We start from the raw sequence: 23699 nt of genomic DNA, 5'->3' as shown, positions 1-23699 counted from the left end.
GGGGACGAGTTTTTTCATGACGAATCTCCGTATGCGTAGTCAGAACTGCCGTCCTCCTCGTCTCACGGATTTGGGTGGCAGTCGTGCACGGGTTGAGACCCGGGGCATACGGAAAACCCGGCCAGGCATAGCCTGCCCGCGCACGACCACCATCAAGCGGTGCTTCCGTTTGCCTGCCGGGTGTCTCACGCCCGGTCGCCTGAAATAGCGACCCGAGGAAGTTATTCCTGAGGGATTCCACCGACAACATCGAAGCTTCCGCAAGCCGCGTAGGATACGTCCCAAGCTATGCGGAGCTGTAGGATTTGGTTTCAGTTTCGGAAATGTCGTACGGGGTTCTGGCAAGTCGCAAAAATGCTTGAGGCTGGGAAGGTCTGGCGCTGGACCGCATCACGGCCACCAGGTGTTCGCCGGTGTTTTTGCAGCGCTCTTGAGATCGAGCGCCGCCCGCGCGGCGCATCGCTGGCAAGCCAGCTCCCACATCTGTTTCGGGCCAGTTACTCCTGCAAGGTCATCACTGTCCGTCTTGTTGGTACGACGCGGTTTCAGCATGGGCGTTGCCGCCGCCCCGCATGACTCAAGGCATGCACCAAGGCAGGCGCCGGTACTTCCACAGGAATAACTGGCCCGAAACAAACTGTGGGAGCTGGCTTGCCAGCGATGCGCCGCGCGGGCGGCGCTCGATCTCATAGGCGCTGCAAGAGTTGTGGCAAGCACCTGCATGCCCCGATGCAATCAACAGCCAGGCACCTGGCAACCCTGATGCGATATCGGCCCTGGCGAGGGCCGCGCCCTCGACCTGGGTGTTAATTACCAGGCACCAGCCGCAGCGTGCTCTGCGCCGGAATCACCCCCATCCGCGCCTTGTGGTAGCGCCCCTCGATGTAATCCTCTGCCTGGTCGCCATAGTGCTTGTCGAACGGCACGCCGCTCTGCCCGACCGGGTTGATGGTCAGCGCAGCGCCGGCGTCGGCGAAGTCGATCACGCGGCGGGTGGACGGGCCGTAGGTGACTGGCCAGGGTGCCGGGCCGATCTTCGCCGAAAGGTTGTTCGGCACCTCATGGGTGCCCGGGGCGGCGAACGGGCCGACGTTGAACAGCAGGTTCAGCGGCTTTTTCACCCCCAGCGGGTGGTTGTGGGTGAGGGTGTGGGCCTTGCCCCATTGCCAGCTGGCCGGGTCCTTGCCGAAGTTCTCGCCCAGATGCTTGAGGCTGCGCTGCCAGGCCAGCCGTACGATGGCGCTGCGGTCGGTGTGTTCATTGCCGCCGCGCAGGTTCCACCAGGGGGACGCCGGGTCGGCGGCCAGGCGCGGCAGGGCCGCGTCGATGGCGCGGGTGCTGATCAGGATCGGGAACCAGGTATCGCCCAGCTCGTCATGCAGCGCAGCGAAGGCCAACTCGTAGAGAAACTGGTTGAACAGCGTGGCGCTGGTGGAATCCAGCGGGTAGTCGCCGCGCCAGGCGGCCAGCTGTTCGACCAGCTCTTTCTCTTCGTCGCCCTGGGCCACGCTGCGCAAGGTGCCCAGCAGCGGCGCCAGGGTGCGTGGGCCGTAGTCGTTGCTGGTGTCCAGCTGCAGGGCCTGGGTGTTCTGGGTGTCCCACTTGATGTCCGGGTTGTTCAGGTGGCGGTCCAGTTGGCGGCCACGGTCGGCCAGGTTGTAGTAGCCGGGCACCGGCACCACCGCCGGTGGCTGGTAGTTGGCCGAGACGATGTAGCCGCTGGCCGGGTTCTCCTGCTGTGGGTTGACGCTGAACGGGTAGAACCCTGGCTTGTCGGCCTGGCCGCTGCTGCCGTCGAGGATGAACGCCGGGTTGACCCCATCCGGGCGGATCGGCAGGCGCGCCGCCGCCCACCAGCCAATATCGCCACGGGCGTTGGCCCAGACCAGGTTCAGCCCTGGCGCCTGCACCTTGGCTGCCGCTTCACGCATCTTGCCCAGGGTGTCGGCACGGTTGATCTGGTAGAAGCCTTCGAGGATCGGGTTGTCGGTTTCCAGGAACGCCCACCACATGGCGATGGGCGCGGCGCCGGCACTGTTGCCCAGCACGCTGTTGACGATCGGGCCGTGGGGCGAACGGCGCAGGGTGAGGGGCACCGGCTGCTCGCCTTTGACGGCGATCTGCTGCTCGGTTTTTTCCAGGGCCTGCCAGCGGCCATCGACCATCACCTGCTCGGGGTTGGCCGGGTTGGTCTTTTCGGCGATCAGGTCGACGTCGTCGTTCTGGAACATGGTCAGGCTCCAGCCGAAGTCGCGGTTGTGGCCCAGCAGGGCGAACGGGTTGAGCGCCTGGAAGTAGCCGTACAGGTTGAAGCCCGGCGCCGACAGCTCGGCCTCGTACCACACCGCCGGCACGGCGAAACTGATGTGCGGGTCGCCTGCCAGCAACGGGCGGCCGCTGCGGGTGCGGCTGCCAGCCACGGCCCAGGCGTTGCTGCCTTCGAACTGGGGGATTCCGGCATCGCCCAAGGCCTCGTGGCTGAGCCGGGCCAGTTGCTCCAGGCTGCGCCAGTCGGCGGCGGCCAGCGGCGTGGCGATGGCGCCGTCGGGCTGCCAGTCGAGGTCGAAGATCTTCAGGTAATCGGCGCCGAGCTGGTCGCGGATGTAGGTGAGCGCAGGCTCGGTGCGAAACGCGGCGGCGAAGCTGTAGGCCAGGTAGCCAGCGATGCTCAGGGTGTCTTCGGCGGTGAACGGGCGCGGGGTGATGCCGAGCAGGTCGAACTCCATCGGCTTGGGGTGGCTGGCCTGCCACCGGTTCACCCCGTCGAGGTAAGCCTGCAAGGCAATCCAGGCCGGGCCCTGGCGGTCCTGGCGCTGCACCATCAGTGCGGCTTGCTCGCGGATGCGCAGGCTGCGGAACAGGGTGTCGGTGGCCAGCAGTTTGTCGCCCAGCACCTCGGCCAGCTCGCCCCGGGCCAGGCGGCGCATGATCTCCATCTGGAACAAGCGATCCTGGGCATGCACGTAGCCCAGGGCGCGGTACAGGTCCTGCTCGTTCTGCGCCTGCAGGTGCGGCACGCCGCGTGCGTCATAACGGGCGGTGACCGGCGCCTGCAGCCCGCTGAGGGCCAGTTCGCCATCGCGCTGGGGCTGCTTGCCCTGCACATACCAGTAACCGGTGCCGGCGGCGGCCACGGCAATCACCACGGCCAGCAGGGTCAGGCTGCGCTTCATCGAGACTCCTTGTGCACTCGAGCGAAAAATGTGGTCCGATCATCGGCGGATTCGCGCACTGAGCATAGCCCCAACAAGGAGTTTCCATGTCCCTCAGCGAAAAACAGAAGATGCTGCAAGGCCAGCTCTACCACGCTGGCTGCCCGGAACTGCAGGCCGAGCAGATCGCCAACAAGCACTGGATGCACCGCTACAACGCCAGTGTCGAGCTGCTTAACGAGGCGCGCCACGGGCTGCTGGTCGAGCACTTCGGCAGCGTCGGCGACGGTGTGGTGATCCGCCCGCCGTTTTATTGCGACTACGGCTACAACCTCAGCGTTGGCGCCAATACCTTCATGAACTTCAACTGCGTGATCCTCGACGTGCTGCCGGTGCGCATCGGCGCCGACTGCCAGATCGGCCCGGCGGTGCAGATCTACACCGCCGACCACCCGCTCGACCCCGAGCTTCGCCGTAGTGGCCTGGAAAGCGGGCGGCCGGTGACCATCGGTGACAACGTGTGGATCGGCGGCGGGGCGATCATCCTGCCGGGGGTGACCATCGGCGATAACGCCGTGGTCGGTGCCGGCAGCGTGGTCACCCGCGATGTGCCGGCGGGGGCGGTGGTGGTGGGTAACCCGGCGCGGGTGCGTCAGCCGGCCCAGGGGCAGTAGCAGCCCACGGCAAGGGTGTTGCTGGCCTGCACTCGACGCCCTTCATTCAGGGCCTTGAGGATGGGTTCGATGAAGCTGTTGCTCGAATTGCACACCGCGCCTTCGCTGTAGGGGCCGAAGTAGGCCAGGTCGCCATTGCGGTCCCAGATCGCCACGGCGGGCGTGGCTGGCAGGTGTTCGCTGCCGGGCAGCCCGGCCAAGGGTTTGAGCACAGCGAGGTTGGCGGGTAGCTGGCCGTGGCTGCCGGGCCGCTGCACGACGTGGAAGCTGACCCCCTGCGGGGCGAAGTGCTCGACCAGCTCACCCAGGTGCTGCTGGTTGCCGACGTTGCACGGGCAGGCCGGGTCCCAGAAGTGCACCACGCGGATCGGGCCGGGGCCGGCCAGTTCGGGCGGCAGGCGCAGCAGGCTGCCGTCGAACAGCGTGGCCTGGTTGTCGAAGGGGCGCAGGTAGCGGGCCTGGAAGCTGTCGTAGGCCCACCACAGGGCGGCGGCGCAGAGCAGGGCGGCGAGGGCGCCGAGCAATGACTGGGTGATTCGGATTGGCATGGGCAGTCTGCAGAGCCTGTGAGCGGCGCATGCCCCTGTGGGAGCGGGTTCACCCGCGAAGGCGGTAGTGGCAGCACCCTCGCATTCGCGGGTGAACCCGCTCCCACAGGGTCGGCGTGCCGCCCGTTGAGTGGGGTTGCAGCTTGCCATGTCATCGCCCAGACCTGAATATCCCAGATCAATACTCGCTTCGTTGTGGATGTACCGATGCCTGCCGCTTTCCAGCCCGACCTGTTGCGCGCCAGCCTGGCGCCGCTTGCCGAACGTCAACCGCTGTCTGCTCAAGCCCGCGACTACCAGCGCTTCTACGGCCTGGACCTGGGCGTGCCCAGCTGGCTTGGCGGCTTTCGTGCGGCGGGCTTCGAGCTGGTGGGCCAGGTCTGGTTGCCCGCGCAGCCGGTGGCGACGCTGTTCCTGCTGCACGGCTACTACGACCACATGGGGCTGTACCGGCATGTGATCGAGTGGGCGCTGGGGCAAGGCTATGCGGTGATCAGCTGTGACCTGCCGGGGCACGGGCTGTCCAGCGGCGAACGGGCCAGCATCGACGATTTCGCCGTCTACCAGCAGGCCCTCGATGCGCTGTTCGAGCAGGCACGCCGGCTTGAGCTGCCACATCCCTGGCACTTGTGCGGGCAAAGCACGGGCGGTGCGATCGTGGTCGATCACCTGTTGCACTGCGCCGGGCAGAGCCCCGCCGACGGCGAGGTCATCCTGCTGGCGCCGCTGGTGCGCCCCCGCGCCTGGGGCTGGTCGAAGCTGAGCTACCGGGTGCTGCGCCATTTCGTCAACGGCATCGAGCGGCGCTTCAGCGAAAACACCAACGACCCGGCGTTCTTGCCGTTCCTGGAGGCCGACCCGCTGCAGCCACGGCGCCTGCCAACCGCCTGGGTCGGGGCCTTGATGAAGTGGGTAAGGCGCATCGAGGCCGCGCCGCAGAGCGCGCGGCGGCCATTGATCGTACAGGGGGAAGCGGACGCGACGGTGGACTGGCCGTATAACCTCAAGGTGCTCAAGGCCAAGTTCGCCGAGCCGCAGATCCTGATGCTGCCCGAGGCCCGGCACCACCTGGCCAACGAGCTGCCGGGCATCCGCCGGCGCTACTTCGACTTCATTGGCCAGCGCCTGGGCTGATCAGTTCAGGTCGTTGGCGTTCTGGCCCACTGCAAGGGCGGCGCGCACTGCGCTTACCGCCGCCTTGTAGTAGGCCTGGCCGTCCGGCGATTCGGCGAAGGTGGAGAACTGTTCCAGCTCGGCGTCCGACAGGTCGCGATAGACATACAGCAGGGTGTTGTCGAGGTCTTCGCCGACCTGGTTCATCAGGCGCTGGCGCTGGCCGTCGAGCAGGCTCTGGGTCTGGCCGCCACCGAACAGGCCGGGGATCATCGAGCTGAGGCTGTCGGCGGCCACCCCGGCGATGGCCAGGCTGACTTCCGCACCGGCCTCGCGCGCGGGCAGTGCCTGTGCCAGGTGGCCGATGATCAGCTGGCGATTGTCGCTGGCCTGGATCTTCGGCAGGCCCTTGGCGTTCTTGGCCAACTGGTCCTTGCGCGTGGCCAACAGCTCGGCGGCCACCACCTTGCGCCCCAGCGGCGACTGGAAGAAGGCCAGGGCCGGTGCCGGGTTCTTGAGGGTGCTGCGCAACTGCGCCTGGGCGCGGCGGTCCATGGCCTGGGCCTGGAAGCGCTGGTTGCTGTTGTTGACCAGCGCCTGGTAAACCGCAGGCGGCAGGCTGTTGCGGTAGCGCTGCTGGGCGGCGCTCACGGCATCGTTGAAATGGGCGCGCTGGTCGGGCCAGCCGGCGGCCTTGTACAGCTGATCGAGGTTGTCTGCCCAGACAGGCATGGTGCAGATCATCAGCAGAAGCAGGGAAAACAGACGGCGCATTCAGGACTCCTGTCGTCAGGCCGCCATTGTCCTTGGCATGGCGGGGCTTTGTCGAGTCGCCGGGGGCGCTTCCTGACCAAGTGGCGCTGTGCGCGGGCAGGCCGAATGGCTATGATGCGCCATGCACAATCCTTGCGAACATCCCATGCTGTCGGCAATCGTCGACGACCTGGCCACCCGTGGCTGGTCGCAGCAAACCCTCTTTCTCCCCGACGAGCTGTCGCGTGAGCTCGCGCTCGAGTGCCGGCGCCGTTATGCCGAAGGCGAACTCAACCCTGCCGGGGTGGGGCGTGGCGCCGCGCAGGAAGTGCGCGAAGCCATTCGTGGCGACCAGATCCAGTGGATCGACCCTGGCGAATCCGAGGCCTGCGACCGTTACCTGGGGGCCATGGACAACCTGCGCCAGGCCATCAACCAGGGGTTGTTCCTCGGGCTCGAGGATTTCGAGTGTCACTTTGCCCTGTACCCGCCGGGGGCCTTCTACCGCCGCCATCTGGATCGCTTCCGCGACGACGACCGGCGCACCGTGTCTGCCGTGTTCTATCTCAATGAAGGCTGGCAGCCGGACGATGGCGGGCAGCTGCGCATGTTCCTCGACGGCGATGTCGAGCATGACGTGCAGCCGGTTGCCGGCAGCCTGGTGGTGTTCCTGTCTGGTGCCATTCCCCATGAAGTCCTGCCGGCCGGGCGCGAGCGCCTGTCGCTGACGGGCTGGTTCCGCCGCCGTGGCAATGACCCGTTCTGAGTGGCCGAAAGTCCTGGTCAGCGCCTGCCTGCTGGGCCAGCCGGTGCGCTACGACGGGCGCGCCAGCGGCCACCCCGACCTGCTGCAGCGCTGGCAGGCCGAGGGCCGAGTGGTGCCGTTGTGCCCGGAGGTGGCCGGAGGCCTGCCGACACCTCGCCCCGCAGCGGAGATCCCGGGCGGGCAGGGTGGCCAAGTGTTGGACGGGCAGGCCCAGGTACTGACGGCCAGCGGCGAGGATGTCAGCGCGGCGTTCATGGCCGGGGCGCAGTTGGCGCTGGCACTGGTGCGCCGGCATGGCATCCGGGTGGCGGTGCTCAAGTCCGGCAGCCCGTCGTGTGGTAACCGGCAGACTTACGACGGCACTTTCACAGGGGTGAAAGTGCCGGGGGAGGGTGTCACCACGGCGTTGTTGCGCCGTGAAGGGGTGCAGGTGTTCAGCGAGCTGGAACTGGACGACGCCGAGCGGGCGCTGGCAAGTCTGTTGTAGGCACCAGCGTCAGCAGGTACTCATTTCTGCGCTTCGCTCTGCAGCCATTTCTTTTCAAGCGCTGCCAGCCGGCCATCGCTCTCGATCCGCTTCAGGGCATTGTTCACGGCGCTCTCGAAGGCTGGGTTGCCTTTCTGGAAGGGGATCACCAGGTGCGGGTCACTGAAGGGCTGGCTGGTTACCAGTTCAGGGTCCAGTGCCTGTTCGGGTTGAGGCTTGTTGAAGGCAATGTCGTACTTGCCGCTGACCACACCCGGCAATACCTCCTCAGCCGTGGCCTCGACGAACTCGGCGCGCACATCCAGTTCTTTGGCCAGGACCTGGCCCAATTCGATTTCGAAGCCGGTCAGGTGCTCGTCTTCTTTTAGTACGTAGGGCGGTGTATCGCTCAGCACGGCAATGCGCAGTTCGCCACGGTCGTTGATTTCGTCGATCAATTCGGCCTGGGCCAATGGGCAGAACAGTACTGCGAGCAGTACGCCAATGGTCAAACGCATGAGAGCCCCTTACTTGTATGGCAGATGAATGTCATTCGCCGCAGCTTGTTCCTCGCCCGGTCGAACGCAGCCTATGACCCCAGGACTTGGGTAATGTTTAACGCCATTGCAACTATTTCTGTGGCGTTTTTCTGAACCTTCCCCGACGCAGATGAACTATGGTGAATAACCGCTTTGCTTCGTTTTAGTGATAGCGGTCAATTGAAGTGAATGACAGGAGAAGTGAATGAAAAGCCTATTTTCGCGTGCTGCCGTTGCCGGTCTGCTGATGGGGGCGTCGGTGTTCGCCAGTGCCGCGGATGCACTCAAGAGCGAGCAGCCACCGGAAGGCGCCAAGGTCTTCATCGTTTCCCCCGCCGACGGCGCCACGGTCGACAAGACCTTCACCGTCAAGTTCGGTATCGAGGGTATTGCCCTCAAGCCTGCCGGTGATCAGACCGCGCACAGCGGCCATCACCACCTGCTGGTGGATGTCGACAAGGCACCGGTGGCCGACATGCCGCTGCCCACCAGCCTGATGCCCGAGAACAATGCCCCGTTGCCGGCCGGCCCGCAGGTACTGCACTTCGGCAAGGCGCAGACCGAGGCGACCATTACCCTCACGCCGGGCAAGCACACCCTGCAACTGGTGCTGGGCGACAAGTACCACGTGCCGTTCAAGCCGAGCGTCGAGTCGCAGAAGATTACCGTCAACGTCAAGTAAGGCCGCTCCTACAGAAAAAACTGCGCAAGACAGTTGCTCCCACAGGATTGGGTTCAAATCGCCAATAAAAAAGGGAGGCCACCAGGGCCTCCCTTTTTCATGCAGCCAGCAAACTTAGAACAGTACGCGCGAGCGGATAGTGCCTTTGACGTGCTGCAGTTTTTCCTGGGCCAGGTCCGAGTATTCGGCGTCGACGTCGATGACCACGTAACCCACATTCTCGTCGGTCTGCAGGAACTGACCGGAGATGTTGATACCGTTCTCGGCGAATACTTTGTTGATTTCGCTGAGCACGCCCGGGATGTTTTCGTGGATGTGCAGCAGGCGGTGCTTGCCTGGGTGGGCCGGCAGGGCCACTTCAGGGAAGTTGACCGACGACACGGAGGTGCCGTTGTCGCTGTACTTGACCAGCTTCTCGGCCACTTCCAGGCCGATGTTGGCCTGGGCTTCGGCGGTGGAGCCACCGATGTGCGGGGTCAGGATCACGTTGTCCAGGCCACGCAGCGGGCTTTCGAATTCTTCGTCGTTGGAGCGCGGCTCGACCGGGAACACGTCGATGGCGGCGCCGATCAGGTGCTTGTCCTTGATCGCGGCGGCCAGGTGGTCCAGCTCGACCACGGTGCCACGGGCGGCGTTGATCAGGATCGCGCCCTTCTTCATCGCGCGGATTTCCTTCTCGCCGATCATCCACTGGGTGGATGGCAGCTCGGGAACGTGCAGCGAGACGATGTCGGCCAGCCCCAGCAGCTCGTTCAGGCTGGTGATCTGGGTGGCGTTGCCCAGCGGCAGCTTGGTCAGCGGGTCATAGAAGTAGACCTGCATGCCCAGACTCTCGGCCAGTACCGACAGCTGGGTGCCGATCGAGCCATAGCCGACGATGCCCAGCTTCTTGCCACGGATCTCGAAGGAGTTGGCCGCGCTCTTGATCCAGCCACCACGGTGGCAGGAAGCGTTCTTCTCGGGGATGCCGCGCAGCAGCAGGATGGCTTCGGCCAGCACCAGCTCGGCGACCGAACGGGTGTTGGAGTAGGGCGCATTGAATACTGCGATGCCGCGGTTGCGGGCCGCACTCAGGTCGACCTGGTTGGTGCCGATGCAGAAGCAGCCGACCGCGACCAGTTTCTTCGCACAGTCAAAGACCTCTTCGGTCAGTTGGGTGCGCGAGCGGATGCCGATGAAGTGGGCATCAGCGATCTTTTCCTTCAGCTCTGCGTCCGGCAGCGAGCCGGTGAGGTATTCGATGTTGCTATACCCGGCAGCCTTGAGGGTATCCACCGCATTCTGGTGGACGCCTTCAAGAAGAAGGAACCTGATCTTGCTCTTGTCGAGAGAAGTCTTGCTCATCTGCGTAAACCTGTATCCCGGAGAAAAATGGCGAGGGGGGTTGAAGCGGCGCGGCGTCGGCCTTAGCACGAACAGCGGGAGGGCTATGCTAGCATACGCGACTCGGTCTGAGCTTATCCCGACAGGTGAAGAGTACTCAGGGTGACTATGAATAAGTCGAGGGTTCCGGCGATGACCCAGTCTGCAGTAATCGATGAGCTGATGACCCTGGTCGACCCTGGCAAGGTCCTCACCGACCCGGCCTCGCTCGAGGCCTATGGCAAGGACTGGACCAAGCATTATCCGCCCGCGCCGAGCGCCATCGTTTTCCCCAAGACCACCGAGCAGGTCCAGGCCATCGTCGCCTGGGCCAACCGGCACAAGGTCGCCCTGGTGCCATCTGGCGGGCGCACTGGCCTGTCAGGCGCCGCAGTCGCTGCCAATGGCGAAGTGGTGGTGGCCTTCGACAACATGAACCAGATCCTCGCCTTCAATGAGTTCGACCGCACCGTGGTCTGCCAGCCAGGCGTGATCACCCGCCAGTTGCAGCAGTTCGCCGAGGACCAGGGCCTGTACTACCCGGTGGACTTCGCCTCCAGCGGCTCCAGCCAGATCGGCGGCAATATCGGCACCAATGCCGGCGGGATCAAGGTCATTCGCTACGGCATGACCCGCAACTGGGTCGCCGGGCTGAAGGTGGTCACCGGCAAGGGCGAGCTGCTCGAACTCAATAAAGACTTGATCAAGAACGCCACCGGCTATGACCTGCGCCAGCTGTTCATTGGCGCCGAGGGCACCCTGGGCTTCGTGGTCGAGGCGACCATGCGCCTGGACCGCGCGCCGCGCAACCTCACCGCAATGGTGCTGGGCACGCCGGATTTCGACGCGATCATGCCGGTGTTGCACGCCTTCCAGGGCAAGCTCGACCTCACCGCTTTCGAGTTTTTCTCCGATAAAGGCCTGGCCAAGATCATGGGCCGTGGCGATGTGCCCGCGCCCTTCGCCACCGACTGCCCGTTCTATGCCCTGCTGGAGTTCGAAGCCAGCACCGAAGAGGTGGCCAACGAAGCGCTCGCCACCTTCGAGCACTGCGTCGAGCAGGGCTGGGTGCTGGACGGGGTGATGAGCCAGAGCGAGACGCAGCTGAAGAACCTGTGGAAGCTGCGCGAATACCTGTCCGAGACCATCTCCCACTGGACCCCGTACAAGAACGACATCTCGGTCACCGTGTCCAAGGTGCCGGCGTTCCTGCGTGATATCGACGCCATCGTCGCCCAACACTACCCGGACTACGAAGTGGTCTGGTACGGCCATATCGGCGACGGCAACCTGCACCTGAACATCCTCAAGCCTGACCACATGAGCAAGGACGACTTCTTCGCCTCGTGTACCAAGGTCAACAAGTGGGTGTTCGAGATCGTCCAGCGCTACAACGGTTCGATCTCTGCCGAGCACGGCGTGGGCATGACCAAGCGTGATTACCTGGGCTACAGCCGCTCCCCGGATGAAATTGCCTGCATGAAGGCGATCAAGGCGGTGTTCGACCCGAACGGCATCATGAATCCGGGTAAGATCTTTGCTCCCGAATAAAAAGCAGTGTTCACAGGAGTCGGCCATGAGTTACCAGCACCAGTACGTAGACGGCACGCGCATCCACTTCCCGCTGGGCAAGGTGGTGTGCATCGGCCGCAACTACGCCGAGCATGCCAAGGAACTGGACAACCCAATCCCCAGCGAGCCGCTGCTGTTCATCAAGCCGGGCAGTTGCGTGGTGCCACTTGAGGGTGGTTTCAAGATCCCGACCGAGCGCGGTTCGGTGCACTACGAGGCCGAGATTGCCGTGTTGTTGGGCAAGTCGCTGTCGCCCCACCCCACCGAAGAAGAAGTGCTCGACGCCATTTCCGGCTTCGCCCCCGCGTTGGACCTGACCCTGCGCGACCTGCAGAGCAAGCTCAAGGAAAAAGGCCTGCCGTGGGAGCTGTGCAAGAGCTTCGACGGCGCTTGTGTACTGCCGCCGTTCGTTTCGGCCAGCACGTTCGAGGACCTCACCGACATCGGCATCCGCCTGACCATCAATGGCGAAGTGCGCCAGGATGGCAACAGCGCGATGATGCTCAACCCGATCGTGCCGATGATCCAGCACATGGCGGCGATGTTCTCGTTGCAGGCGGGCGACGTGATTCTCACCGGCACCCCGGCGGGCGTGGGGCCGTTCAATGTCGGTGACGAGCTGGTGCTGGAACTTCCGGGCGTCAGCCGGTTCGAAGGCCGCGTGCTCTGACTCCGCAGGTGCGACGGTAGCCCTGCTGCCGTCGTGTGGCCATTACCTGATGGCAATTTGTCGTTTTTTTCACAAACGATCCGGATAATGCGCAGTTTCATGTTCATTCGCCGACGTTAAGGAAGACATCACGGCCCATCATCAGGACTTTGCAAATGGCTATCCCGTCCACCGCTCCTGTTCCGCCCACCCGTAAACGTCACGCGCTGCTGCGTTGGCCGGCCTGGCTCGCCGCACTGGTGCTGATCGGCTATGGCCTGGCCGTGGCCATGCACTGGGACGATCGCGGGATGCTGTGGATAAAAGAGCGCTTCGAGACCCAGGCTGAACGCCAGGAGAGCATCTGGCTGCCGGACTACGTGGTAGACATCGACGCCAAGCCACTGCCAGGCATGGAAAAGGACGAAGCCTCCGACCTGGCCTACAGCCCTCACACCCGCACCCTGTTCGCGGTGATGGGCAAGCACCCGTTCCTGGTCGAGCTCACCTTGGAAGGCGATGTGCTGCGCAAGATACCGCTGGTGGGCTGGTCCAACCCGGAAGGGGTGGCAGTGTTGGAGGATGGCCTGATCGCCATCGTCGACGAACGCAACCATGATCTGACCCTGGTAAAGGTGGATGCCAGTACCACAACGCTGAACCGCGCCGACTTCCACAGTTATGGCCTGGGAGATGCAGGCAATGGCAACAAGGGCTTCGAAGCGGTGGTCTGGGACCCGATGCGCCAGCGCCTGGTGATTGGCGAAGAGCGCCCGCCACAGCTGTATACCTGGAGCACCGATGGGCGCGGCCCGCTCAAGGGCGACAAACAGTCGCTGCCCAGCGACGAACTCGACCTGCGCAACCTCTCGGCACTGGGTGTCGACCCCCGCACCGGCCACCTGTTGTTGTTGTCGGCGGACTCGAACCTGCTGCTGGAGCTGGATGAAAAAGGTGAGCAGGTCAGCTTCATGACCCTGCTCGGCGGTTTCAATGGCCTCAATAGCCGGATTCCCCGCGCAGAGGGCGTGGCCATGGACGACCAGGGCAACCTCTATGTGGTCAGCGAGCCCAACCTGTTCTATCGCTTCAAGAAGAACTGATTGGCGTTCAGAAAAGTCCTACGGTGGCATTAAGCTTAACTTCAGTTGCTGATGGTTAGATTCGCGCTCACTTTGCCGAGTTTGCCCCAATGCGCCGTCACCACCGCCTGATCTCTGCTGTCACCCTGATTGTTCTACTGCTGCTGGCCGGCGCGGCGGGGCAAGAGTTCCGCCTGTTCGAGCGCGGCTGGTTCAACCTCAAGGCCTGGTGGCAGCCCGCGCAGCAGAGCATGGGCCTGGACCGTTACCAGGTGGTGCTCGAGGCGCAGCCCGTGATCGGGCTGGACGACGATATCTCGGCGCTGACCTACGACCCCGACCGCAAGAGCCTGTTCACCGTTACCAATGCCAAGTCCGAGCTGGTCGAGTTGTCACTGGACGGACGGATTCTGCGCCGGGTGCCGCTGACCGGCTTCGGCGACCCCGAAGCGGTGGAGTATGTGGGCCCCAACACCTATGTGATCACCGATGAGCGCCAACAGCGCTTGATTCGTGTGCGCCTGGACGACGATACCCTGTTCCTCGATGCCAACGATGCCGAGCAGCTCAGCCTGGGGATTGGCCTCAATGGCAACAAGGGGTTCGAAGGGCTGGCCTACGACTCGACCGGCAAGCGCCTGTTCGTGGCCAAGGAGCGCGACCCGATGGTGATCTACGAGGTGCATGGCTTCCCCCATGACAACCCCGACAAACCCTACGCGGTGCATGTGGTACAGGATCGCAAGCGTGACCGGCGGTTGTTCGTGAGGGACCTGTCGAGCCTGCAGTACGACGAGCGCAGCGGGCATCTGCTGGCGTTGTCGGACGAGTCGCGGCTGGTGCTGGAGCTGGACGTGAAGGGCAGGCCGCTGAGCACGATGTCATTGCGCAAAGGCTTCCAGGGCTTGCAGAAGGCCGTGCCGCAGGCGGAGGGGATCGCCATGGATGACGCCGGGACGCTCTACCTGGTCAGCGAGCCGAACCTGTTCTATGTGTTCAAGCAGCCGGCCAACTGAATGCCTTGACGGCCTCATCGCTGGCAAGCCAGCTCCCACAAGGGCTGTTACATACCCTGTGGGAGCTGGCTTGCCAGCGATACGAGGGCGCAGCCCTCGCGAGCTTTACTCGGCCTTGAGGGTTTTCACGCCTTCGGCGGTACCCAGCAACAGCACATCCGCCGGGCGCGCCGCGAACAGGCCGTTGGTGACCACACCGACGATGGCGTTGATCTGGCTTTCCAGCGCCACCGGGTCGGTGATCTGCAGGTTGTGCACATCGAGGATGACGTTGCCGTTGTCGGTCAGCACGCCCTCGCGGTACACCGGGTCGCCGCCCAGCTTGACCAGCTGGCGCGCCACATGGCTGCGGGCCATGGGGATGACTTCGACCGGCAGCGGGAAGGCGCCCAGTACCGGTACCAGCTTGCTGGCGTCGGCGATGCAGATGAAGGTCTTGGCCACGGCCGCAACGATCTTCTCGCGGGTCAGGGCCGCGCCGCCGCCCTTGATCAGGTTGAGGTGGGCGTCGCTTTCGTCGGCGCCGTCCACGTAGAACTCCAGCTCGCTGACACTGTTCAGCTCGTAGACCGGGATGCCATGGCCCTTCAGGCGCTGCGCGGTGGCCTCGGAGCTGGCGACGGCGCCATCGAAGGCGGTCTTGTGCTGGGCCAGGGCATCGATGAAGAAGTTGGCGGTAGAGCCGGTGCCGACACCGACGACGCTCTTTTCATCCAGTTTCGGCAGGATGAGGTCGACGGCGGCCTGGGCAACGGCCTGTTTGAGTTGGTCCTGGGTCATGCGGGCTCCGGGAGGGGCTGGGCGGAAATCGAAAGGGGCCTAGTATAACGGCTTGCACGGCTTTGCTGTGGTCGCCCGACGTAGCGCTGCGGTAGACTCCCAGGCCTTGTCCCGCGGCCCAGTGATGCTTTCCCGATGCTCGAACAGTACGTCAAGAAGATCCTCACCTCGCGCGTCTACGACGTTGCCGTCGAAACCCCCCTGCACAGCGCCGGGCAGCTGAGCAAGCGCCTGGGCAACACGGTGCTGCTCAAGCGCGAGGACCTGCAGCCGGTGTTCTCGTTCAAGATCCGTGGGGCGTACAACAAGCTGGCGCAATTGAGCGCGGAAGAACTGGCCCGTGGCGTGGTCACCGCCTCGGCCGGCAACCACGCCCAGGGCGTGGCCCTGGCCGCCCGCGAGCTGGGCATCAAGGCCACCATCGTGATGCCCAAGACCACCCCGGAGATCAAGATCGAGGGCGTGCGCTCGCGCGGCGGCAAAGTGGTGCTGCATGGCGATTCCTTCCCCGAGGCGCTGGCCTATTCGCTGAAGCTGGTCGAAGAGAAGGGCTTCGTCTATATCCACCCCTATGACGACCCGCACACCATCGCCGGCCAAGGCACGGTAGCCATGGAGATCCTGCGCCAGCACCCGGGCCAGCTCGATGCGATCTTCGTGCCGGTCGGCGGCGGCGGCCTGATCGCCGGCATCGCCGCCTACGTGAAGTACCTGCGCCCGGAGATCAAGGTGATCGGCGTCGAGCCGGACGATTCCAACTGCCTGCAGGCCGCCATGGCCGCCGGCGAGCGCGTGGTGCTGCCGCAGGTCGGGCTGTTCGCCGACGGTGTGGCGGTGGCGCAGATCGGCCAGCACACCTTCGACATCTGCCGGCACCACGTGGATGAGGTGATCACTGTCAGCACCGACGAGATCTGTGCGGCGATCAAGGATATTTACGACGATACCCGCTCGATCACCGAACCTGCCGGCGCACTGGGCGTGGCCGGGATCAAAAAGTACGTCGAGCTCAAGGGCGTGAGCGGGCAGACCCTGGTGGCCATCGACTCCGGCGCCAACGTCAATTTCGACCGCCTGCGCCATGTTGCCGAGCGCGCCGAACTGGGCGAGAAGCGCGAAGCGATCATCGCCGTGACCATCCCCGAGCGCCCGGGCAGCTTCAAGGCCTTCTGCGAGGCCATCGGCAAGCGCCAGATCACCGAATTCAACTACCGCAAGCACACCTCGGACGAGGCGCACATCTTCGTTGGCGTGCAGACCCATCCCGATACCGACCCGCGTGCGGCGCTGGTGCAGCAGTTGACCGAGCAAGGCTTCCCGGTCACCGACCTGACCGACAACGAGCTGGCCAAGCTGCATATCCGCCACATGGTCGGCGGCCATTCGGCCGGGGCCAGCGACGAAATCGTGCTGCGCTTCGAGTTCCCCGAGCGGCCGGGGGCGCTGTTCAATTTCCTCAACAAGCTGGGCGGGCGCTGGAACATCTCGATGTTCCACTACCGCAACCACGGCGCCGCCGATGGCCGCGTGGTGGCGGGGCTGCAGGTGCCGGAAGACGAGCGTCACCTGGTGCCGGCGGCGCTGGCCAAGATCGGCTACCCGTACTGGGACGAGACCGAGAACCCGGCGTACCGGCTGTTCTTGGGTTAACTGGCTAAGCTGGGCGTAGGAGCCTTTCGCGGGTAAACCCGCTCCCACAGGCTCAGCGCGATCCCTGTGGGAGCGGGTTTACCCGCGAAGAGGGGAGCGCAAAAAGGCCTGCTGAAGGACACTTTCAAAATGGAACACCTGACCACCCTCAAAACCCTGCACATTCTCGCCACCGCGCTGCTGTTGCTGGGCGCCCTGGGCCTGGCGATCTGGACCGGCTACGCCCGCCGCAAAGGCGATGCCGAGGCTTACGCCAAACTGCTGCGCCGGCCGCTGGTATTCGTCTGGCTGCTGATGGGCCTGTGCCTGGTGAGCATGCCGTTCACCGGCTGGTGGCTGGTGCACCTGGTGGGTTGGCCGCTGGGGCAGACCTGGGTGCTGGCGTCCAGCGTCATCTATACGGTTGGCGCGTTTGCCGTGTGGTGGCTGCTGGTGCGGTTGAACCGGCTGCGCAAGGCCGAGGTGGTGGGGTTGAAGTTCACCCTGGCGCTGGCGGTGTTCAGCGGCGTGTGCTTCCTGTCCATCGCCGGGCTGATGGGTGCTAAACCCGTCTAAGGCAAGGGGAGGGCTGCGCCCTCCATCGCGGCACAAGGCCGCTCCTACAAGGCAATGCGTTCATCTGTAGGAGCGGCCTTGCCGGGGCGCCGGACCGGCCGGAAAGGGCCGCAAAGCGGCCCCGGCTATCTCAATCGCGCAACGAAACGACCGGCCACCCCCGCGTCTGGGCCTCGGCGCGCAGCTTCGGGTCCGGGTCCACCGCCACTGCATGGCTCACCTGTTCCAATAGCGGCACATCGTTGAGCGAATCGCTATAGAAGTAGCTGTCTTCCAGGTCGAAGCCGTTCTCCAGCATCCAGCGGTTCAGCCGCGTCACCTTGCCTTCACGGAAACAGGGTATATCGGTACTGCGCCCGGTATAGCGCCCGTCCTGCGTTTCGCACTCGGTCGCCAGCAGCACGCGCACGCCCAGGCGGCGGGCAATGGGCGCGGTGACGAAGCGGTTGGTGGCGGTGATGATCACCAGCTGATCGCCGGCCTCGCGGTGCTGCTGCAGCAGCGCCAGGGCCTTGGGCAGGATCATCGGCTCGATGCAGTCGCGCATGAACTCGCGGTGCCATTGATCCAGCTGTGCAGGTTCGGTGGCGGCCAGGATCTCCATGGAGAAGGCCAGGTAGGCCTGCAGGTCCAGGCTGCCGCTGAGGTAGTCCTGGTAGAAGGCATCGTTGCGTGCCTTGTACGCGACCGGGTCGAGGATGCCCCGTTCGCACAGGTAGTCACCCCAGGCGTGGTCGCTGTCGCCACCGAGGAGGGTATTGTCCAGATCGAATAAAGCCAGGCGCATGGGGGTGTCTCGCAAAAGCCCTCGGGAAGCCCCGCACAATACGGAGTTTTCACCTCGCTGCACATAAGCTTGTGGGGCGCGTTGCTGCGCTCGCAAGCTTTGTGGAACAATGCCGCGACATGCGTTTGCGAGGTTGCTGCCGTGATCGACCCGGATGGTTTTCGCCCCAATGTCGGGATCATTCTTACGAATGATGCCGGGCAGGTGCTATGGGCTCGGCGGATCAACCAGGATGCCTGGCAGTTTCCCCAGGGTGGCATCAACCCTGACGAGACGCCGGAAGATGCCCTGTACCGCGAGTTGAATGAAGAAGTCGGCCTTGAGCGCGACGATGTTGAAATTCTTGCCTGCACCCGTGGCTGGTTGCGTTATCGTTTACCCCAGCGCCTGGTGCGCACCCACAGCCAGCCGCTGTGCATCGGTCAGAAGCAAAAGTGGTTCCTGCTGCGCCTTGTGAGCAATGAGCAACGGGTGCGCATGGACCTGACTGGCAAACCGGAATTCGACGGCTGGCGTTGGGTCAGCTACTGGTATCCGCTGGGCCAGGTGGTGACATTCAAGCGCGAGGTCTACCGACGCGCCCTGAAAGAGCTAGCCCCGCGCCTGCTGACGCGCGACTGACGACGGAGTCCGACCCCGAGCCATGCTCAATACGCTGCGCAAGATCGTCCAGGAAGTGAACTCCGCCAAAGATCTCAAGACGGCGTTGGGTATCATTGTCTTGCGCGTCAAGGAAGCCATGGGCAGCCAGGTCTGCTCGGTGTACCTGCTCGATCCTGAGACCAACCGCTTCGTGCTGATGGCCAGCGAAGGCTTGAACAAGCGTTCCATCGGCAAGGTCAGCATGGCCCCCAACGAAGGCCTGGTCGGGTTGGTCGGCACCCGGGAAGAGCCGCTGAACCTGGAAAACGCCGCCGACCACCCCCGCTATCGCTACTTCGCCGAGACCGGCGAAGAAAAATTCGCCTCCTTCCTGGGTGCCCCCATCATCCACCACCGCCGCGTGGTCGGGGTGTTGGTCATCCAGCAGAAGGAACGCCGCCAGTTCGATGAAGGCGAGGAAGCCTTCCTGGTCACCATGAGCGCCCAGCTCGCCGGGGTTATCGCCCATGCCGAGGCCACCGGCTCGATCCGCGGCCTGGGCCGCCAGGGCAAGGGCATCCAGGAGGCGCGCTTCGTCGGTGTGCCGGGCTCGCCAGGGGCGGCGGTAGGCCGCGCCGTGGTGATGCTGCCGCCGGCCGACCTGGAAGTGGTGCCGGACAAGACCGTCGAAGACATCGACAACGAACTCAAACTGTTCAACAACGCCCTCGAAGGCGTGCGCGAAGACATGCGCAAGCTGTCGGCCAAGCTGGCCACCCAGCTGCGCCCGGAAGAGCGCGCGCTGTTCGACGTGTACCTGATGATGCTCGAAGACGCCGCCCTCGGTGGCGAGGTGACCGAGGTCATCAAGACCGGCCAGTGGGCCCAGGGCGCCTTGCGCCAGGTGGTGGGCGAGCACGTCAACCGCTTCGAACTGATGGACGACGACTACCTGCGCGAGCGCGCCTCCGACGTCAAGGACCTTGGCCGCCGCCTGCTCGCCTACCTGCAGGAAGCCCGCTCGCAGTCGCTGGTGTACCAGGACAACACCATCCTGGTCAGCGAAGAGCTGACCCCCGCCATGCTCGGCGAGGTGCCGGAAGGCAAGCTGGTCGGCCTGGTCTCGGTGCTCGGCTCGGGCAACTCCCATGTGGCGATTCTCGCCCGGGCCATGGGCATCCCCACGGTCATGGGCCTGGTCGACCTGCCGTATTCGAAAGTCGACGGCATCGAGCTGATCGTCGACGGCTACAAGGGCGAGGTGTACACCAACCCCGGCGAAGTGCTGCGCAAGCAGTACCGCGACGTGGTCGAGGAGGAGCGCCAGCTGGCCCAGGGGCTCGACGCCCTGCGCGAGCTGCCGTGCATCACCCCGGACGGCCACCGCATGCCGCTGTGGGTCAACACCGGGCTGCTCGCCGACGTGGCGCGCGCCCAGCAGCGTGGCGCCGAGGGTGTCGGCCTGTACCGCACCGAAGTGCCGTTCATGATCAACCAGCGCTTCCCCAGCGAGAAGGAACAGCTGGCGATCTACCGCGAGCAGCTGCAGGCGTTCCACCCGCTGCCGGTAACCATGCGCACCCTCGACATCGGTGGCGACAAGGCGCTGTCGTACTTCCCGATCAAGGAAGAGAACCCGTTCCTCGGCTGGCGCGGTATCCGCGTCACCCTCGACCACCCGGAAATCTTCCTGGTGCAGACCCGCGCCATGCTCAAGGCCAGCGAGGGCCTGAACAACCTGCGTATCCTGCTGCCGATGATTTCCGGCATCCACGAACTGGAAGAGGCGCTGCACCTCATTCACCGGGCCTGGGGCGAAGTCCGCGACGAGGGCACCGACGTGCCGATGCCGCCGGTGGGCGTGATGGTGGAAATCCCCGCAGCGGTGTACCAGACCAAAGAGCTGGCGCGGCAGGTGGACTTCCTGTCGGTCGGTTCCAACGACCTTACCCAGTACCTGCTGGCGGTCGACCGCAACAACCCGCGGGTCGCCGACCTTTACGACTACCTGCACCCGGCCGTGCTGCAAGCCTTGAACACCGTGGTGCGCGATGCCCATGGCGAAGGCAAGCCGGTGAGCATCTGCGGCGAGATGGCGGGTGACCCGGCCGCGGCGATCCTGTTGATGGCCATGGGCTTCGACAGCCTGTCGATGAACGCCACCAACTTGCCGAAAGTGAAATGGATGCTGCGTCAGATCAACATGAGCAAGGCCAGGGAACTGCTGGTCGATGCCATGAGCCATGACAACCCGCAAGTTATCCACAGCTCGCTGCAGCTGGCGCTGAAGAATTTGGGGCTGGCGCGGATGATCGGGCCTGGGGCCAATAAAACCCTCTGAATTTGAAGTTGCCTGTACCGGCCTCATCGCCGGCAAGCCGGCTCCCACAAGGATCACACCAAACCTGTGGGAGCCGGCTTGCCGGCGATGAGGCCGGTACAGGCTGCACTCAAACCTCCAGGCTCACTTCGCTCAAATGCCCCCCAAACGGCCCGAAACTACGCTCCACCATCCGCCGCCGCCCCTGGTCATCCACAATCAGCACCGTACTCGCCCGCGTCCCGTAGTTCTGGCTGGCAATGAACACGCTCGACAGCAACCGCTCGGTGGCCAGCCCCACGCCGGTTTCCGGCAGTTCGCTGTCCGCAGCCGGTTCACCGTCGGCCAGCAAGTCCAATAGCTGATCCGGCTGCGCTGATTCGAGCAGCGCCGCAAGCCCGCTACGCGCCTTGACCAGCTTGGGCCAAGGCGTATCCAAGCCGGCATTCGACAACCCGTAGACGCCCGGCCCCAGCAAGCGCGGCGCCGCCTCCCGGGCATGCAGGTAGCCCAGCTGCCCGGCATCCCCGACCAGCAAGTTGAACCCGGAATACTGCCCGCTGCGGCTGGCGACCTGATCCAGGTACGCTTCTACCCCCAGTTCACCCTGCAGAAACGCCGCCACCAGCTCGCCCCGCGAGCGTGGCCCCAGCGCCTGGCGCGGGTCGCGGATATTGGTCAGCGCGGCGAAGCGCCCCTGGGGCCCTATTCCAAGCCAGGTGCCACCGGCCTCCAGGTCGCGCCCGGCGTACACCCCCGGCGCATCCTCCCAGGCCGCCAGGGCCTGGGTCGGGCGGGCATGGAATTCGTCACGGTTGGCCGCGACGATCAGCGGCCGAGCGGCCCCCGGCCGCCAGGCGAATACGATCAGGCACATAGGTTGTCCCCTGTGTTTTCGCCACTCTACCCGCGCCGGAGGTGGTGATCCATCACCTGACACAGACTTCACTAGAGCGCCGGGCTTGGCTTCCGTTACCATGCCGGATTGTTTTCCACAGGGGCCACGAATGGAATTCGTACTCTATCTGCTGTTGGGGGCCTGCGCCGGCGTGCTGGCCGGGCTGTTCGGCGTGGGGGGCGGCATCATCATCGTGCCGGTGCTGGTGTTCAGCTTCACCTTGCAGGGCTTCGACCCTGCGGTGCTCACCCACCTGGCGGTCGGTACCTCGCTGGCCACCATCGTCTTCACCTCGATCAATGCCGTGCTCGAGCACCAGCGCAAAGGCGCGGTGCAGTGGCCGATCTTCACCTGGATGGCCGTTGGCATCCTGCTCGGTGCGCTGGTGGGGGCCAAGACCGCCTCGCTGATCCAGGGCCCGATGCTGCAGAAGATCATCGGCGTGTTCGCCCTGGTGATCGCCGTGCAGATGGCCCTGGACCTCAAACCCAAGGCCAGCCGTGGCATCCCTGGCAAGCCGGGCCTGATCGGCGCTGGCGGTGTGATCGGCTGGGCTTCGGCGATCTTCGGTATCGGCGGCGGCTCGCTGACCGTGCCGTTCCTGACCTGGCGCAGCCTGCCCATGCAGAAGGCCGTGGCCACCTCGTCGGCCTGTGGCCTGCCGATCGCCCTGGCCAGTGCGCTGAGCTTCATGTGGCTCGGCTGGCACGAAGAACACCTGCCGGCCCATAGCGTGGGTTACGTCTACCTGCCCGCGCTGGTCGGCATCGCCGTGACCAGCATGTTCTTTGCCCGCTTTGGCGCGCGCCTGGCGCACAAGCTGTCGCCGCGCCTGCTCAAACGCCTGTTCGCCGCGCTGCTGTTCTGCGTTGGCTTAAGCTTTTTGATTTGAACCAAGAGGAAAATCCATGCTGCCTTACCCGCAGATAGATCCCGTGGCCGTGGCCCTCGGGCCGCTGAAAATCCACTGGTACGGCCTGATGTACCTGATCGGCATCGGCGGCGCCTGGCTGCTGGCCTCGCGCCGGCTCAACCGTTTCGACCCCACCTGGTCCCGCGAGAAGCTGTCCGACCTGGTGTTCTGGCTGTCGATGGGGGTGATCGTCGGCGGGCGCCTGGGCTACGTGCTGTTCTACGACCTGCACCAGTACCTGGCCAACCCCACGCTGATCTTCGAAGTGTGGAAGGGCGGCATGTCGTTCCACGGCGGCTTCATCGGCGTGATGCTGGCGGCGCTGTGGTTCGGCAAGCGCAACAACAAGTCGTTCTTCGAGCTGATGGATTTCGTCGCGCCGCTGGTGCCGATCGGCCTGGGCGCCGGGCGCATCGGCAACTTCATCAACGCCGAACTCTGGGGCAAGGCCACCGACGTGCCGTGGGCCATGGTGTTCCCGCCGTTCAGCGACCCGGCGCAACTGCCGCGTCACCCGTCGCAGCTGTACCAGTTCGCCCTGGAAGGTGTGGCATTATTCCTCATCCTCTGGCTCTACTCGCGCAAGCCGCGCCCGACCATGGCCGTTTCCGGCATGTTCGCGCTGTTCTACGGCATCTTCCGCTTCATCGTGGAATTCGTGCGGGTGCCGGACGCCCAGCTGGGCTACATTGCCTTCGGCTGGTTGACCATGGGTCAGTTGCTCTGCGTGCCGATGATCGTCGGCGGCATCTTCCTGATCTGGTGGGCCTACAACCGTAAACCTACGGCCAAGGCCGCCGTCTGATTCCCACGGCAGGGGCGATCCCCCTGCCGTTCTTG

The 23699-nt window shown here is 64.6% G+C and carries 23 protein-coding genes; 15 read left to right on the top strand and 8 right to left on the bottom strand.

The features are described from left to right. Nucleotides 1–806 precede the first annotated feature (806 nt). Nucleotides 807–3173 carry a penicillin acylase family protein gene (locus L6D77_RS17405; protein WP_232883033.1) on the bottom strand — a complete coding sequence of 789 codons (2367 nt, stop codon included), beginning with the start codon at nt 3171–3173 and terminating at the stop codon, nt 807–809. Between the two features lie 86 nt (nt 3174–3259). On the opposite strand from L6D77_RS17405, the gene L6D77_RS17400 reads away from it, so the two are divergent. Further along, nucleotides 3260–3826: a sugar O-acetyltransferase gene (locus tag L6D77_RS17400; RefSeq protein ID WP_232883032.1), complete on the top strand. Its 567-nt coding sequence runs from the start codon at nt 3260–3262 to the stop codon at nt 3824–3826. On the opposite strand, the gene L6D77_RS17395 is transcribed toward L6D77_RS17400, so the two are convergent. Beyond that, nucleotides 3805–4374 (bottom strand): DUF6436 domain-containing protein, encoded by a 570-nt coding sequence (locus L6D77_RS17395; protein ID WP_232883031.1) that lies wholly within the window; start codon nt 4372–4374, stop codon nt 3805–3807. The two genes, L6D77_RS17400 and L6D77_RS17395, sit on opposite strands and share 22 nt — an antisense overlap. A 207-nt stretch (nt 4375–4581) precedes the next feature. Here L6D77_RS17395 and bipL point away from each other — a divergent pair, with 207 nt between their 5' ends. After that, on the top strand, nt 4582–5508 hold the full coding sequence (gene bipL, locus L6D77_RS17390) for a phospholipase BipL (protein ID WP_232883030.1): 927 nt from the start codon (nt 4582–4584) through the stop codon (nt 5506–5508). Here the strand turns inward: bipL and L6D77_RS17385 are convergent, their stop codons facing one another. Further along, nucleotides 5509–6261: a DUF2059 domain-containing protein gene (locus tag L6D77_RS17385; protein WP_110992100.1), complete on the bottom strand. Its 753-nt coding sequence runs from the start codon at nt 6259–6261 to the stop codon at nt 5509–5511. Between the two features lie 121 nt (nt 6262–6382). On the opposite strand from L6D77_RS17385, the gene L6D77_RS17380 reads away from it, so the two are divergent. Then, the gene (locus L6D77_RS17380) at nt 6383–7006 is read left to right on the top strand and encodes a 2OG-Fe(II) oxygenase (RefSeq protein ID WP_232883029.1); all 624 of its coding nucleotides are present in this window, start codon (nt 6383–6385) and stop codon (nt 7004–7006) included. Next, nucleotides 6993–7493, top strand: a complete 501-nt coding sequence (locus L6D77_RS17375; protein ID WP_232883028.1) for a 2-thiouracil desulfurase family protein — start codon at nt 6993–6995, stop codon at nt 7491–7493. The genes L6D77_RS17380 and L6D77_RS17375 overlap by 14 nt, the downstream gene beginning before the upstream one ends. 20 nt (nt 7494–7513) lie before the next feature. On the opposite strand, the gene L6D77_RS17370 is transcribed toward L6D77_RS17375, so the two are convergent. Next, nucleotides 7514–7990 (bottom strand): transporter substrate-binding domain-containing protein, encoded by a 477-nt coding sequence (locus L6D77_RS17370; RefSeq protein WP_232883027.1) that lies wholly within the window; start codon nt 7988–7990, stop codon nt 7514–7516. A gap of 226 nt (nt 7991–8216) precedes the next feature. Here L6D77_RS17370 and L6D77_RS17365 point away from each other — a divergent pair, with 226 nt between their 5' ends. After that, complete coding sequence (locus L6D77_RS17365) at nt 8217–8693, top strand: DUF4399 domain-containing protein (protein WP_110992104.1); 477 nt, start codon at nt 8217–8219, stop codon at nt 8691–8693. 114 nt (nt 8694–8807) lie between these two features. On the opposite strand, the gene serA is transcribed toward L6D77_RS17365, so the two are convergent. After that, nucleotides 8808–10037, bottom strand: coding sequence for a phosphoglycerate dehydrogenase (gene serA / locus L6D77_RS17360; RefSeq protein ID WP_232883026.1), 1230 nt, complete (start codon nt 10035–10037; stop codon nt 8808–8810). Between the two features lie 171 nt (nt 10038–10208). Here serA and L6D77_RS17355 point away from each other — a divergent pair, with 171 nt between their 5' ends. The 4 genes from L6D77_RS17355 (at nt 10209) to L6D77_RS17340 (ending at nt 14374) form a co-directional block, all read left to right on the top strand. Beyond that, entirely contained in the window at nt 10209–11606 is a 1398-nt protein-coding gene (locus L6D77_RS17355; RefSeq protein ID WP_232883025.1) for an FAD-binding oxidoreductase, read from the top strand. A gap of 25 nt (nt 11607–11631) precedes the next feature. After that, nucleotides 11632–12297 (top strand): fumarylacetoacetate hydrolase family protein, encoded by a 666-nt coding sequence (locus L6D77_RS17350; RefSeq protein WP_232883024.1) that lies wholly within the window; start codon nt 11632–11634, stop codon nt 12295–12297. A gap of 155 nt (nt 12298–12452) precedes the next feature. Then, the gene (locus L6D77_RS17345) at nt 12453–13379 is read left to right on the top strand and encodes an SdiA-regulated domain-containing protein (protein ID WP_269807476.1); all 927 of its coding nucleotides are present in this window, start codon (nt 12453–12455) and stop codon (nt 13377–13379) included. An 89-nt stretch (nt 13380–13468) separates the two neighbouring features. After that, on the top strand, nt 13469–14374 hold the full coding sequence (locus L6D77_RS17340; protein WP_232883023.1) for an SdiA-regulated domain-containing protein: 906 nt from the start codon (nt 13469–13471) through the stop codon (nt 14372–14374). Between the two features lie 105 nt (nt 14375–14479). Here the strand turns inward: L6D77_RS17340 and rpiA are convergent, their stop codons facing one another. Beyond that, nucleotides 14480–15154 (bottom strand): ribose-5-phosphate isomerase RpiA, encoded by a 675-nt coding sequence (rpiA, locus tag L6D77_RS17335; protein ID WP_110992109.1) that lies wholly within the window; start codon nt 15152–15154, stop codon nt 14480–14482. 135 nt (nt 15155–15289) lie between these two features. Between rpiA and ilvA the strand changes: the two genes are divergently transcribed. Then, nucleotides 15290–16804, top strand: a complete 1515-nt coding sequence (gene ilvA, locus L6D77_RS17330; protein WP_232883022.1) for a threonine ammonia-lyase, biosynthetic — start codon at nt 15290–15292, stop codon at nt 16802–16804. Between the two features lie 129 nt (nt 16805–16933). Continuing rightward, on the top strand, nt 16934–17359 hold the full coding sequence (locus L6D77_RS17325) for a DUF2269 domain-containing protein (RefSeq protein ID WP_232883021.1): 426 nt from the start codon (nt 16934–16936) through the stop codon (nt 17357–17359). Between the two features lie 130 nt (nt 17360–17489). Here the strand turns inward: L6D77_RS17325 and L6D77_RS17320 are convergent, their stop codons facing one another. Beyond that, entirely contained in the window at nt 17490–18146 is a 657-nt protein-coding gene (locus L6D77_RS17320; RefSeq protein ID WP_232883020.1) for a histidinol-phosphatase, read from the bottom strand. Nucleotides 18147–18287: 141 nt separating this feature from the next. Here L6D77_RS17320 and L6D77_RS17315 point away from each other — a divergent pair, with 141 nt between their 5' ends. Then, on the top strand, nt 18288–18767 hold the full coding sequence (locus tag L6D77_RS17315) for an RNA pyrophosphohydrolase (protein WP_003249017.1): 480 nt from the start codon (nt 18288–18290) through the stop codon (nt 18765–18767). A gap of 22 nt (nt 18768–18789) precedes the next feature. After that, on the top strand, nt 18790–21069 hold the full coding sequence (ptsP, locus tag L6D77_RS17310; protein WP_232883019.1) for a phosphoenolpyruvate--protein phosphotransferase: 2280 nt from the start codon (nt 18790–18792) through the stop codon (nt 21067–21069). Between the two features lie 109 nt (nt 21070–21178). On the opposite strand, the gene L6D77_RS17305 is transcribed toward ptsP, so the two are convergent. Then, entirely contained in the window at nt 21179–21925 is a 747-nt protein-coding gene (locus L6D77_RS17305; RefSeq protein ID WP_232883018.1) for an NRDE family protein, read from the bottom strand. Between the two features lie 130 nt (nt 21926–22055). Here L6D77_RS17305 and L6D77_RS17300 point away from each other — a divergent pair, with 130 nt between their 5' ends. Together L6D77_RS17300 and lgt are read left to right on the top strand one after the other, a co-directional pair. Then, nucleotides 22056–22838, top strand: a complete 783-nt coding sequence (locus L6D77_RS17300) for a sulfite exporter TauE/SafE family protein (protein ID WP_232883017.1) — start codon at nt 22056–22058, stop codon at nt 22836–22838. Nucleotides 22839–22854: 16 nt separating this feature from the next. After that, a complete protein-coding gene (lgt, locus tag L6D77_RS17295; RefSeq protein WP_232883016.1) occupies nt 22855–23664 on the top strand; it encodes a prolipoprotein diacylglyceryl transferase in 810 nt (269 codons plus the stop codon). Nucleotides 23665–23699: the final 35 nt, after the last annotated feature.

Origin of the sequence: Pseudomonas parasichuanensis (genome assembly GCF_021601385.1) — a bacterium.
GTDB classification, from domain to species: Bacteria; Pseudomonadota; Gammaproteobacteria; order Pseudomonadales; family Pseudomonadaceae; genus Aquipseudomonas; species Aquipseudomonas parasichuanensis.
The sequence above is the reverse complement of the archived record's forward strand: the minus strand, read 5'-3'. Positions and strand labels throughout refer to the sequence as shown.

Excerpts from the sequence above, each read along its gene's own strand:
- L6D77_RS17405 (WP_232883033.1), bottom strand. The coding sequence starts at position 3,173 with ATGAAGCGCAGCCTGACCCTGCTGGCCGTGGTGATTGCCGTGGCCGCC.
- L6D77_RS17400 (WP_232883032.1), top strand. The coding sequence starts at position 3,260 with ATGTCCCTCAGCGAAAAACAGAAGATGCTGCAAGGCCAGCTCTACCAC.
- L6D77_RS17395 (WP_232883031.1), bottom strand. The coding sequence starts at position 4,374 with ATGCCAATCCGAATCACCCAGTCATTGCTCGGCGCCCTCGCCGCCCTG.
- bipL (WP_232883030.1), top strand. The coding sequence starts at position 4,582 with ATGCCTGCCGCTTTCCAGCCCGACCTGTTGCGCGCCAGCCTGGCGCCG.
- L6D77_RS17385 (WP_110992100.1), bottom strand. The coding sequence starts at position 6,261 with ATGCGCCGTCTGTTTTCCCTGCTTCTGCTGATGATCTGCACCATGCCT.
- L6D77_RS17380 (WP_232883029.1), top strand. The coding sequence starts at position 6,383 with ATGCACAATCCTTGCGAACATCCCATGCTGTCGGCAATCGTCGACGAC.
- L6D77_RS17375 (WP_232883028.1), top strand. The coding sequence starts at position 6,993 with ATGACCCGTTCTGAGTGGCCGAAAGTCCTGGTCAGCGCCTGCCTGCTG.
- L6D77_RS17370 (WP_232883027.1), bottom strand. The coding sequence starts at position 7,990 with ATGCGTTTGACCATTGGCGTACTGCTCGCAGTACTGTTCTGCCCATTG.
- L6D77_RS17365 (WP_110992104.1), top strand. The coding sequence starts at position 8,217 with ATGAAAAGCCTATTTTCGCGTGCTGCCGTTGCCGGTCTGCTGATGGGG.
- serA (WP_232883026.1), bottom strand. The coding sequence starts at position 10,037 with ATGAGCAAGACTTCTCTCGACAAGAGCAAGATCAGGTTCCTTCTTCTT.
- L6D77_RS17355 (WP_232883025.1), top strand. The coding sequence starts at position 10,209 with ATGACCCAGTCTGCAGTAATCGATGAGCTGATGACCCTGGTCGACCCT.
- L6D77_RS17350 (WP_232883024.1), top strand. The coding sequence starts at position 11,632 with ATGAGTTACCAGCACCAGTACGTAGACGGCACGCGCATCCACTTCCCG.
- L6D77_RS17345 (WP_269807476.1), top strand. The coding sequence starts at position 12,453 with ATGGCTATCCCGTCCACCGCTCCTGTTCCGCCCACCCGTAAACGTCAC.
- L6D77_RS17340 (WP_232883023.1), top strand. The coding sequence starts at position 13,469 with ATGCGCCGTCACCACCGCCTGATCTCTGCTGTCACCCTGATTGTTCTA.
- rpiA (WP_110992109.1), bottom strand. The coding sequence starts at position 15,154 with ATGACCCAGGACCAACTCAAACAGGCCGTTGCCCAGGCCGCCGTCGAC.
- ilvA (WP_232883022.1), top strand. The coding sequence starts at position 15,290 with ATGCTCGAACAGTACGTCAAGAAGATCCTCACCTCGCGCGTCTACGAC.
- L6D77_RS17325 (WP_232883021.1), top strand. The coding sequence starts at position 16,934 with ATGGAACACCTGACCACCCTCAAAACCCTGCACATTCTCGCCACCGCG.
- L6D77_RS17320 (WP_232883020.1), bottom strand. The coding sequence starts at position 18,146 with ATGCGCCTGGCTTTATTCGATCTGGACAATACCCTCCTCGGTGGCGAC.
- ptsP (WP_232883019.1), top strand. The coding sequence starts at position 18,790 with ATGCTCAATACGCTGCGCAAGATCGTCCAGGAAGTGAACTCCGCCAAA.
- L6D77_RS17305 (WP_232883018.1), bottom strand. The coding sequence starts at position 21,925 with ATGTGCCTGATCGTATTCGCCTGGCGGCCGGGGGCCGCTCGGCCGCTG.
- L6D77_RS17300 (WP_232883017.1), top strand. The coding sequence starts at position 22,056 with ATGGAATTCGTACTCTATCTGCTGTTGGGGGCCTGCGCCGGCGTGCTG.
- lgt (WP_232883016.1), top strand. The coding sequence starts at position 22,855 with ATGCTGCCTTACCCGCAGATAGATCCCGTGGCCGTGGCCCTCGGGCCG.